Source organism: Paraburkholderia sp. SIMBA_053 (assembly GCF_046534895.1).
Taxonomy (GTDB): Bacteria; Pseudomonadota; Gammaproteobacteria; order Burkholderiales; family Burkholderiaceae; genus Paraburkholderia; species Paraburkholderia caledonica.
In genome coordinates this window covers 1,235,099-1,245,773 of the sequence record NZ_JAWRXU010000002.1, presented here as the reverse complement: position 1 = coordinate 1,245,773, position 10,675 = coordinate 1,235,099, and the positions used below count along the sequence as shown (strand labels likewise).

Below are 10,675 nucleotides of genomic sequence, written 5' to 3'. Positions count from 1 at the left end.
CCGGTCGACCGCTTTGCATGGGACCGGACTAAGCGCTGAAGCGCTAACTCCGGTCGACCGCTTTGCATGGGACCGGACTAAGCGCTGAAGCGCTAACTCCGGTCGACCGCTTTGCATGGGACCGGAGTAAGCGCTAAAGCGCTAACTCCGGTCGACAAAGGAGACTCGTATGAAAGCAACTCTCAGCATCGTCGCGATGATATTCGCACTCGCAGTGGCGTCGCTCGCGACCAGCGCCTGCTCCTCCACCGCCGACAACAGCGCGTCGAGCTCCAGCGGCGGCAACAGTAGCGGCGGCGGCTACTGAGAGCCACACGCCGCGTGAGCTTTGAAGCAGAAGTGATTTCGTGGCTCCCGCAGCTGCGCCGCTACGCGCGCGCGCTGACGGGGGACCGCGCATGGGCCGACGACCTGGTTCAGGATACGGCGGAGCGCGCGCTTGCGCGCTGGGCGGCGTTCCGGCCGAACAGCAACCTGCGCGCGTGGCTGCTCACCATTCTGCGGCATCTTTATATCGATCAGTTGCGCGGTCGCCGCGAGATCGCCGTCGACGAAGAAAGCGCGCCCTGGCGCAACCTCGAAGCGCCGCAACGCGAGGTCGACGGCCTCGTGCTGCGCGATCTGCAGCGCGCGCTGTATTGCCTGCCGATCGAGCAGCGCGAGGTGCTGTTGCTCGTCTGCGTCGAAGAGCTCAGTTATCAGGAGACGTCGAAGGCGCTCGGCGTGCCGGTCGGCACGGTGATGTCGCGACTGTCGCGCGCACGCGAACATCTGCGCGGGTTGCTGGAAGGACCCGCTCAGGAGCCGGCGCGTAAGCCGCCGCTGAAAGTAGTGAGAAACCCGCGATGAATGACGACCACGATTCCAGCTTGCCCGACGGGGTAGACCTGCAAGCGCTATCGGCGTTTGTCGACGGTGAATTGTCGGATGTGGAACGCGAACGCATCGCGACGCTGCTCGCCGCGCATCCGCAAGCCGCTGCGCGCGTCGCCGCATGGCGGGCGCAAAAAGCAGCACTGCAGGTGTTGTGCGGCGCGCCGCAGGACGACGCGCGTCGCGCGCCGGGCGGCCAGGCTGCCGAGACGGCGCGCAGAGCCGACGATGCCGATGAGCCCACCGTCATCGTCCTGCGTCCGCGCACGCCGTGGTGGCGGCGCGCGGGGATCGCCGCGTGCTGGCTCGCGGCGGGCGCCGGGCTCACGCTGGCGTTGGGGCCGCTGGCGCCGCGTCTGACCGGCGGCGCGTGGAACGGTCTCGGTGCGCAGGCGCCTAGCTTCGCCGAACGCGCCGACGTTGCGTATGCGGTTTATACGCCTGAGCGGCGTCATCCGGTAGAAGTCGCGGCGAGCGAAGAAGAGCATTTGATCAGCTGGCTTTCCAAGCGTCTGAACCGGTCGCTTTCCGTGCCGTCGCTGCAGGAATACGGCTATTCGCTCGTAGGCGGCCGTCTGTTGCCCGGGGAAGCGGGGCCGGCCGCGCAATTCATGTACGAGAACCGCGCCGGCGCGCGGCTGACGCTGTATGTGACCGGCACTGCGCGCGACGAGACCGCGTTCCGCCTGCTACGCGACGGCAACCGGCGCACGTTCTACTGGATCAGCGACGGCATGGGTTATGCGTTGTCAGGGCCGATCGCGGAAGGCAAGCTACGCTCGATCGCGGTCGACGTCTGCAGTGCGCTCGGTGGCAAGCCGGAAGCGTGGCAGTAGCGTGGCAGTAGCGTGACAATAGAGCGGTTGTTGCTGGGCGAACGCCACGCAAGCCTTCCCCGCTGAAGGAGAACCCTTGATCCGCCACTTGCCGCCGGGAGTTTCCGCCGCGCAGTTCGACCGGGCGCTCGCCGCCTGGCGCTCGATTGTCGGCGAGCCGCATGTCGTGGATTCGGCGGCCGCACTCTCCGCCTATCTCGATCCCTTCGCGCCGGGCGAGCGCGAAGCGTTCGCGGCGAGCGCCGCGCTGTTGCCGACATCCGTTGACGAGATTCGCGCGGTGCTGCGCGTGGCGAATCAATATCGCATTCCGTTGTGGACCGTCTCGACCGGGCGCAATTTTGCGTACGGCGGCGCGGCGCCGCGTCTTACCGGTTCGGTCGTGCTCGATCTGCAGCGGATGAACCGCATCGTCGAAGTGAACGAGACACTCGCCTATGCGCTCGTCGAGCCGGGCGTGAGCTACTTCGATCTTCATGCGCACCTGCGCGATAAGGGCTACAGGCTGTGGGTCGATCCGCCGGCTGCCGGCTGGGGCAGCGTGGTGGGCAACACGCTCGAGCGCGGCTTCGGCTACACGCCGTACGGCGATCATGCGGCGACGCAATGCGGAATGGAGGTGGTGCTGGCAAACGGCGACGTGTTGCGAACCGGCATGGGCGCAATCGACACCAGCACCGCATGGCAGCTTTACCAGCCCGGTTACGGACCTTCGTTCGACGCTATGTTCATGCAGTCGAACTACGGCATCGTGACCAAGCTCGGCGTCTGGCTGATGCCCGCGCCGCCCGCGTATCTGCTCGGCGAAATCCAGTTCCGCGATGAAGCGGATCTGGAGCCCATCGTCGACATATTGCGGCCGTTGCGGCTCGATGAAACTATCCGCAATCACGCGGTGATCGAGGGCGGCTTGCGGCGCGCGGCAGGATTGTCGGCGCGCGCGCAATGGTACGACGGGCCCGGCGCAATGCCCGAAAGCGCGGTCGCCGCGATGCTCGACAAGCTCGATGTCGGCCGCTGGAATCTGCATTTTGCGCTGTACGGCACGCCCGAGGTGGTCGATGCACACTACGCAATCGTGCAGCGCGCGTTCGCGCGCGTGCCTCACGCGCGGTTCCTGGCGAAGCGTTATGCGGGCGACGCGCAGCCCACCGCCGGCGGTGACCGTAATCTCGCCGGCATTCCCGCAATGAGCGCGTTCCGCATGCTCGACTGGCGCGGCGGCGCGGGCGCGCATGTGGACTTTGCGCCGGTGTGTCCGGCAACCGGACGCGACGCGCTGCGCCAATACTCGATGGTGAAGGCCCGCGCGGCCGAGTACGGTTTCGACTACTACGGCGGCTTTACAGCGGGCGTGCGTCATCTGCATCATATCTTCGCGGCGATTTTCGATCGCGACAATACGAACCAGGTCGAGCAGGCGGGCGCCTTGTTGCGCTCGTTGATGAGCGATGCGCGCGCGGCCGGTTACGGCCAATATCGCACGCACCTCGCGTATATGGATTTCGCAGCCGCTCAGTACAACTTCAACAACGGCGCATTGCTGCGACTGTCGGAAACGATCAAGGACGCGCTCGACCCGAACGGCGTTCTCGCGCCGGGCAAGCAGGGCATCTGGCCTGCGGCGTGGCGCGATCGGCGCGGCTATACATGAGCGTCAGGCGACGTCTGACGGGCGCGGCGCAACTGTCCGGCGAGCATTGCGCTCGCTGACCAAACCAGGAGGCGGACCAGCACATGGACCGGCGCACCTTCATGATGACGAGCGCATGGCTTTCCACCACGGCAGGTTCTGCGTGGCCATGGCTCACGCACGCCGCCGCGCATCGCGACACGTTGGCGATCGCCGATTCGACGCTCACGTTCAGCGCTGAGTTTGCCCGCTACGCGGCGGCGATGAAGTTGCCGGTATTCGAAACCGGCGACGACATCGGCCTGTTATGGCACACGGCGCTTGCACCGATGCTTCGGGCCTCGACTAGCGAGCAGCCGACGCCGTGGCTAATCGGCGTAACGCGCGCATCAGACTATTTCGTGCTCAAAGAACTCGCCACGCATGCAACGCATCGCATCGAGCACGGCCACGAACGGAGCGGCGAGCAAGGCACGCAGTCAGCCCACGTTAGCTTCGTCTTTGCGCCGCGTTAGAACTTATATGCCTTGTTCTTAGGATCGAAAGTGGAATCGTCGAAAGTTTTCGGCGTGATCGTTTCGAACACGATCTTTTCGAAGATGCGGCCGTCGTTGTCATAAGACTCGACAGTGCGGAAATACGGATGCCGCAAATCGAGCCCGAGCGTTTCCCGCTTTGCGTAGAACTGCGGCTGGCCGGTCGGTGTCTCGAACGTGAACGCGACGACACGCACACCGTCGATCGTCTTCACTTCGATCTGCGTCGAGCGGGGCAGGCCGGCTTCGGTAAATTTTTTGCCCTCCGCGAGGTATTGCTCTGCAATGTATTCGGTCCCGAGATCGCGCACGTCGTGATTCGATTGCGAGCGGGCGAGGGCGCCGTTCAACGACGTCCATAACGGCATCACGTTCATGATGCCGCCCAGATGTCCGTACATTTCGTCCGCGCGTTTGGACTCGTCGTAGAGGATTTCCTGGCCGGCGTGCGCACCGTCGGGCAGCCACTTCGCGTAGATGCGAAGCGGGTCGTGCGCGACCCGCACGAGCATATGGTCGGGCTTGTCGGGCCACTGGCCGCGAATGCGTTCCGAACGCGACATGGTCATTTCATACGACGCGTAGCCGTTCGGCCCTTCCTTGATATAGCGCGGCAGCGCGAGCGGATCGAGCGACTTGAAGAGCGCGACAAGCTGCGTGTCGCCGAGCGCTTCGAGTGCGCCGCTTTGTTGCGCGGCGCGCAGCCATTTGACCTGCTGATCGAGCGTCAGCTTGCCGACCTGCGACGCAGGCGTGGATGGCGCCTTGACAGCGCTCGCGGCTTCGAGCGGCGGCGGCTTGTCGTCGTTTTGCGCGAACGCGGGCACTGTCGCGGTGCTCGCTGCGCCGGCCATCAACGCGCCCAGCAGCAGCCTGCTAAAACCGGACCGGTGCGATGCGCTGTGAGACGCTGCGAGCGCCGGCGTGGTGCCGCCGGCGATAACGTGAGCGTCGGGCCGCACGAAACGGGCAATGCGCTGACGTGCGAACAGGCGGTGCGTCATCGAACTCTCCGAAAGGGTGGCGCAAGACATCATGCAAGCGCCTTGCCTCTCAGGCAGTCTTTTGCTTCGCGAGTTCCTCGTCGCGCAGTGCACGGCGCAGAATCTTGCCGACGTTGGTTTGCGGCAGCTCGTCGCGAAACTCGACTACCTTCGGCACCTTGTAGCCCGTCAGATTCTTGCGGCAATGTGCGATCACCTGCTCGGCGGTCAGCGACGGATTGCGCTTCACGATGAACACCTTCACGCGTTCGCCCTGGGCGTCGTCGGGCACACCGATTGCAGCCACCTCGCGCACGTCCGGGTGAGCCGCGATGACATCTTCGATCTCGTTCGGATAGACGTTGAAGCCCGAGACCAGAATCATGTCTTTCTTGCGGTCGATCAGCCGGATGAAGCCGCGCGAGTCCATCACGCCGATGTCGCCAGTCGCAAGCCAACCTTCGTCGTCGATCACCTTCGCCGTTTCTTCCGGCCGGTTCCAGTAGCCTTTCATGACCTGCGGCCCCTTCACGCACAATTCGCCCGCTTCGCCGATGTTGGCCCAGCTGCCGTCGTCTTTCCGGAAGCGGACCTGCGTGGAGGGCGCGGGCAGGCCGATCGAGCCTTCGAAGTCGCGCAGGTTCGAGATGTCGACGGGATTCATCGACACGATGGGCGAGCATTCGGTCAAGCCGTAGCCTTCGATAATCGGCTTGCCGGTGACGGCCTTGAAGCGCTCGGCTACCGAGCGCTGCGTTGCCATGCCGCCTGCCATTGCCAGTTTCAGGTCGGAGAAATCGCGCTTGCAGAATTCCTCGTTCTCGAGAAACGCGTTGTAGAGCGTGTTGACCGCGGTCATGCCGGTGAATTTCTCGTGACGGATGATCATCATTACGCGCTTCATGTCGCGCGGATTAGCGATCAGTATGTTGCGTCCGCCGAGACCCATGAAAATCAGCGCGTTCACCGTCAGCGAATAGATGTGATAGAGCGGCAGCGGCGTGAGTACCGTTTCCACTTCGCCGCTCAATTGACCTTCGGCCCACGCCTTTGCCTGCAGCAGATTGGCGATGATGTTCCGGTGCGTGAGCATCGCGCCCTTCGCGACGCCGGTCGTTCCGCCGGTGTACTGAAGAAACGCGATATCGTGATGCGTCGGCCGAACAGGCGTGAGCGGCCGCGTATAACCAATGGCAAGCGCCTTCAGCAACGGAACGGCATTGGGCAGACTGTACGCGGGCACCATCTTCTTCACGTGCCGCAGCATGAAATTGAGCACACGTCCCTTCAGATTCAGGCCGTCGGCGAGCAGGTCGCCGAGTCCTGTCACGATCACGTTCTGCACTTTGGTGCCCGGCAACGCGTCTTGCACCGTCTTCGCAAAGTTCTCGAAAACGATGATGGTCTGCGCGCCGCTGTCCTTCAACTGATGCGCGAGTTCGCGCACGGTGTAAAGCGGATTGACGTTGACCACCACCGCGCCGGCTTTCAGTACGCCGAACAGCGACACCGGGTATTGAAACGTATTGGGCAGCATGATCGCGACGCGCTCGCCCGGTTTCACGCCGATGCTTTGCAGATACGCGGCGAAGGCGGTCGCCTTGCGGCCGAGTTCGCCATAGGTCATGCTCGCGCCGACGCTGACGTACGCAACGCGCTCACGGAATTGCGCAATGCATTCGTCGAAGAAATGCACGACAGACTCATATTTGCCGACGTCGATCTCATGCGGCACGTCGGCGGGATACGACGCGTACCAGATGCCGTCGGTGTTGGGGGCGTGGTTAGTGTGCCCCGTTGCGTCTTGCATTGCATGAGGCGTTGCCGCCGCATCTGCGTGAGCGGCCCCGGTTGCCTGATCCGCAGCGGCGGGCGAGAGCGAGGCTTGAGTGGGCTGGGTCATCGGTCGTCTCCTGAAGCCTTGGCTTCAATGGTTTGTGTGCTGGTTGAAGCGGTCCAGCATGTTGCTGCATTTGCTACGGCCACCATGAATCTCAGCGCTCGATTATCGCCACCACGCCCTGGCCGCCCGCCGCGCAGATCGAAATCAGCCCTCGCGCCGTGCCCGCCGGCTTGTCGAGTTGAGCGAGCATTTTCGCCAGACCCGCAACGATGCGCCCGCCCGTCGCCGCGAACGGATGCCCGGTTGCGAGCGAGCCGCCGTTCACGTTGAGCTTCGCGCTGTCGATCGAACCGAGCGGCCCGTCGAGGCCAAGCTGCGTGCGGCAGTATTCGTCATCCTGCCACGCCGCGAGCGTGCACAGCACCTGCGCCGCGAACGCTTCGTGGATCTCGTAGAAATCGAAGTCCTGCAACGTCAGTCCGGCTCGCGCGAGCATGCGCGGCACCGCGTAGGCGGGCGCCATCAAAAGGCCTTCTTTCTTGTCGAAGAAGTCGACTGCCGCGGTTTCCGACCAGCTCAGATAGGCGAGCACCGGCAACCCGTGGCGCGCGGCCCATTCCTCGCTTGCAAGCAGTACGGCCGAGGCGCCGTCGGTGAGCGGTGTCGAATTGCCCGCGGTCAGCGTGCCCGCGTCGCGATCGAAGGCGGGCGAGAGCGCGGCGAGCTTGTCGAGCGTCAGGTCCGAGCGCAGATTGTTGTCGCGCGCGAGGCCGCGATACGGCGTCATCAGATCGTTGACGAAACCGCGCGCGTAAGCTTCGGCCAGCTTGCGGTGACTCTCGTAAGCCAGCACGTCCTGCGCTTCGCGCGAGATGTTCCAGCGCTTGGCCATCAGTTCGCAGTGCTCGCCCATCGAAAGGCCGGTCCGCGGTTCGCCGTTGCGCGGCAGGAGCGGCTTGAAAAACATGGCGGGCCGCAGCTTCGCGAGCGCGCCCACTCGCTCGCCCGTACTCCTGCCGCGATTCGCTTCGAGCAGAATCTTGCGCATCTTTTCGTTGACGCCGATGGGCGCATCCGATGTCGTATCGACGCCGCCCGCGATACCCGCTTCGATCTGTCCTAACGCGATCTTGTTGGCGACGAGTATGGCGGCTTCGAGCCCCGTACCGCAAGCCTGTTGAACATCGTACGCGGGCGTTTCCTTCGCGAGTGTGGTGGACAGCACAGATTCGCGCGTCAGATTGAAGTCGCGCGAATGCTTGATGACCGCGCCCGCCGCAACTTCGCCGAGACGTTCGCCGTGCAGGCCATAGCGGTCGATCAGTCCTTGCAGCGTGAAGGTCAGCATGTCCTGATTCGACGCGCTCGCATACGCGGTGTTCGAGCGTGCGAACGGAATCCGGTTACCGCCGATTATCGCGACGCGGCGCACGGGTGGCAGCGGGTGGGACATGCCTGGCTCCTTCTGGTTGCGTATGTTTCATGGTCGGTGGAACGAGTGCGCCGTTATCGGGCAAACGGCGCGCGCTTCATTGCAATCTCCATTGCATGCGCCCGCGCAAATGCGGCTTTTCTCCGGCGATGTCGCGCACCTCGATATCCCGTTCGATCAGCGAAGACGACGCACTCCACAACGAGGCTTCGCCGGGCAGCAGCATCGGCAGTTTGAATTCGGCACTGAGCGTCGCTTCGGCCAGCGGCTTGGGCGGCTGCAAGGACGATGCCGCGCGCGCGAGCGTCCACATGCCGTGGGCGATCGCGCGCGGAAAACCGAATGCTTTTGCAGAGAGCGCGCTCAGATGGATCGGGTTGTAGTCGCCCGACACGCTCGCGTAATCGCGGCCGAGTTGTGAGGCAAGCTGCCAGCGCGCGATGCGTTGCAGCGCTGCCGAATCGACCTGAAGCGGTTCGAGTTGCGCGCCGCTCGCGGGCACGCCTCGCTTCAGATAAACGCTGTCGCCGTCCCACACCGCTTCGCCGCGCCGGTAAATGCGGGTATGCAGCAAAAACGCCTGGCCCTTGTCGTGACGCAGCAGCGCGCCGAACTCGACCTCGACGCGCAGCAGGTCCTTGTACGCGAGCGGCCGGCGCAGACGCACATGATTGGCCAGATGCAGCAGGCCGACCGCGGGCCACGGGAACGCCGGGTCGGTCAGCATCAGCAGATGCAAGGGGAACGCGAGCAGATGCGGATACGTGAGAGGCACGCCATGTTCCGGGATGAATCCGCACACGCGTGCGTAACGCCACGCGGGCCCCGGGTCGAGCGCGACAGCGGGGCGCACGAGGCGCAATGCGGGCAACTGCGTGGGGCGTGCGCGTTTGACGATGCCCGACAAAGCGCGCGCATAGAGCTTCGCCGGCGTCGGCAAGGTTTCGACGACGACAGTTCTGGGTCGCACCGCATGATGCGGCGCGAGCTTCGATGCATGATTCCCGCCAAACGGATCCCCGGGTTCATCCATGCTTATGCTCCGATCAGGCTTTGTCCGCACACGCGCACGACCTGGCCGCTGATGCCGGCCGATCCTGGATGCGCGAGCCACGCGATGGTCTGGGCGACGTCGACCGGCAGGCCGCCCTGGCCGAGCGAATTCATCCGGCGGCCTGCCTCGCGAAGGGTCAGCGGCATCTTCGCGGTCATCTGCGTTTCGATGAAACCCGGCGCGACTGCGTTGATCGTGATGCCGCGCGGGCGCAGCAGCGGCGCCATGCTTTGCACGCGGCCAATCACGCCGGCTTTCGACGTCGCGTAATTAGTCTGGCCGGGATTGCCCGCGATCCCGCTGATCGACGACACGCCGACGATCCGCCCGCCGTCGCGCAAAATGCCTGCCGCGAGCAGCGCGTCGTCGATGCGCTCCTGCGCGCACAGGTTGATGTCGATCACGCTTTGCCACGCGCCGCCTGTCATCTTCGCGATGGTTTTGTCTTTTGTGATGCCGGCGTTGTGCACGACGATATCCACGCCGTGATCGTCGAGCGCGGCGGCGATCTGCGCGGGCGCTTCGGGCGCCGCAATGTCGAAGGCGAGGGCGGTGCCGTTCAACTGGCGCATGGTGGCTTCGAGCGCGTCGCGCGCGGACGGAATGTCGATCCCGATCACGTGCGCGCCTTGCGCCGCGAGCACGCTTGCAATCGACGCGCCGATGCCGCGCGCGGCGCCCGTCACGACCGCACGCCGGTTCGCGAGCGGCTGGTTCCAGTCGAACGGCGATGCGGCGTTACCGCCGGCATCGGTTACGGCAACGCGATTCACGACGCCATGCAGACCGTCTGCGGCGATCCGCAGCACCTGGCCCGACACATACGCCGAACGCGGTGACAGAAAGAAGCGCAGCGTGGCTTCCATTTCATGCTCGGCGCCTTCGCCGACATAGACCAGATTCGCCGTGATGCCGCGCCGCGCTTCCTTGCCAAGCGAACGCGTGAGTCCTTCCAGCGCACGTTGCGCAGTCCATTGACGCGGACTCGCGCATGCTTCGGGCGGCCTTCCCAACACGACGATACGCCCGCATTTCCCAAGCGAGCGCAGCGTGTCGTGAAAGAACGCGTGCAGCGGTTCCATCTGAGTGCTGTCGTCGATACCGCTCGCGTCGAAGATCAATGCGCCGACGCGCGCGGCCGAGCCCGACTCCGCGGGTTCGAAGCGCCCCGTCAGCAGACCGTGACGATGTGCGAGGGGCATCCACAATCCGGCGCTTTCATGCGCGACGCTCGTCACGCCGATGCTCGCCACCAGGTCCGCAAGCGAATCGAGCAGATGCGGCTCGCGCCCGGCGCCAATCGCGACCAGGCCGCCGAACTCGGGCTCGTCAGCGCGATAGCGGCGCAGCACCTCGGGCTTCGGAAGACCCAGAGAACGCGCAACGCGCGCGCCGAACGGCGAATTGACGAAGTTCAGGTAAGAGTCGTTCATATTGTTCGTTGCTCCGCTGGACACGCCCGCACGTCTGTCAGTGTGCACTGAG

10 protein-coding genes are annotated in these 10,675 nt (G+C 64.6%); 5 read left to right on the top strand and 5 right to left on the bottom strand.

Annotation, left to right across the window (positions count from 1 at the left end; genetic code table 11):
- Positions 1-169 precede the first annotated feature (169 nt).
- From SB753_RS12020 to SB753_RS12000, 5 genes are all read left to right on the top strand, one after another.
- On the top strand, positions 170-307 hold the full coding sequence (locus SB753_RS12020; RefSeq protein WP_179214194.1) for a hypothetical protein: 138 nt from the start codon (positions 170-172) through the stop codon (positions 305-307).
- A 14-nt stretch (positions 308-321) separates the two neighbouring features.
- Positions 322-849, top strand: a complete 528-nt coding sequence (locus SB753_RS12015; RefSeq protein WP_020070135.1) for a sigma-70 family RNA polymerase sigma factor — start codon at positions 322-324, stop codon at positions 847-849.
- Positions 846-1,709: an anti-sigma factor gene (locus SB753_RS12010; protein ID WP_410800282.1), complete on the top strand. Its 864-nt coding sequence runs from the start codon at positions 846-848 to the stop codon at positions 1,707-1,709. The genes SB753_RS12015 and SB753_RS12010 overlap by 4 nt, the downstream gene beginning before the upstream one ends.
- A gap of 76 nt (positions 1,710-1,785) precedes the next feature.
- A complete protein-coding gene (locus SB753_RS12005) occupies positions 1,786-3,363 on the top strand; it encodes an FAD-binding protein (RefSeq protein WP_410800281.1) in 1,578 nt (525 codons plus the stop codon).
- 83 nt (positions 3,364-3,446) lie between these two features.
- The gene (locus SB753_RS12000; RefSeq protein WP_410800280.1) at positions 3,447-3,857 is read left to right on the top strand and encodes a hypothetical protein; all 411 of its coding nucleotides are present in this window, start codon (positions 3,447-3,449) and stop codon (positions 3,855-3,857) included.
- On the opposite strand, the gene SB753_RS11995 is transcribed toward SB753_RS12000, so the two are convergent.
- The 5 genes from SB753_RS11995 to SB753_RS11975 form a co-directional block, all read right to left on the bottom strand.
- Entirely contained in the window at positions 3,854-4,882 is a 1,029-nt protein-coding gene (locus tag SB753_RS11995; RefSeq protein ID WP_410800279.1) for a DUF1571 domain-containing protein, read from the bottom strand. The two genes, SB753_RS12000 and SB753_RS11995, sit on opposite strands and share 4 nt — an antisense overlap.
- Positions 4,883-4,931: 49 nt before the next feature.
- A complete protein-coding gene (locus SB753_RS11990) occupies positions 4,932-6,764 on the bottom strand; it encodes an AMP-binding protein (RefSeq protein WP_410800278.1) in 1,833 nt (610 codons plus the stop codon).
- A 91-nt stretch (positions 6,765-6,855) separates the two neighbouring features.
- Positions 6,856-8,157 (bottom strand): acetyl-CoA C-acetyltransferase, encoded by a 1,302-nt coding sequence (locus SB753_RS11985; protein WP_408416860.1) that lies wholly within the window; start codon positions 8,155-8,157, stop codon positions 6,856-6,858.
- Between the two features lie 76 nt (positions 8,158-8,233).
- Positions 8,234-9,169: a MaoC/PaaZ C-terminal domain-containing protein gene (locus SB753_RS11980; RefSeq protein WP_408171717.1), complete on the bottom strand. Its 936-nt coding sequence runs from the start codon at positions 9,167-9,169 to the stop codon at positions 8,234-8,236.
- Positions 9,170-9,171: 2 nt separating this feature from the next.
- Positions 9,172-10,623 carry a 3-oxoacyl-ACP reductase gene (locus tag SB753_RS11975; RefSeq protein WP_410800277.1) on the bottom strand — a complete coding sequence of 484 codons (1,452 nt, stop codon included), beginning with the start codon at positions 10,621-10,623 and terminating at the stop codon, positions 9,172-9,174.
- Positions 10,624-10,675 lie beyond the last annotated feature (52 nt).